This window comes from Paraburkholderia sp. SIMBA_053, from assembly GCF_046534895.1.
In the GTDB taxonomy this organism is placed as follows: domain Bacteria; phylum Pseudomonadota; class Gammaproteobacteria; order Burkholderiales; family Burkholderiaceae; genus Paraburkholderia; species Paraburkholderia caledonica.
In genome coordinates this window covers 1-299 of the sequence record NZ_JAWRXU010000412.1, presented here as the reverse complement: position 1 = coordinate 299, position 299 = coordinate 1, and the positions used below count along the sequence as shown (strand labels likewise).

Below are 299 nucleotides of genomic sequence, written 5' to 3'. Positions count from 1 at the left end.
CGAACGCACCAGGCGGTTCCTCTTCGCTAGCAGGTCAATGCCGGTAGCCATCCCTGGAGGGTGCTCAGATGACCACGATCACGAGGCTGTCCGTTCGCGATATTCGTTTCCCCACTTCCCGTTCGCGCGATGGCTCCGACGCAATGAATGCCGCGCCGGACTATTCCGCCACGTATGTCACGCTCGAAACCGATTCGCCGCAACAGCTCACGGGCCACGGACTGACCTTTACGATCGGGCGCGGCAATGAAATCTGTGTGACAGCGGTGAATGCGTTGACGCCGCTTATCGTCGGCAAA

1 pseudogene is annotated in these 299 nt (G+C 59.9%); it reads left to right on the top strand.

The features are described 5' to 3' along the window. Positions 1-68: 68 nt before the first annotated feature. A pseudogene (locus SB753_RS36210) lies at positions 69-299 on the top strand (fuconate dehydratase); the annotation flags it as partial.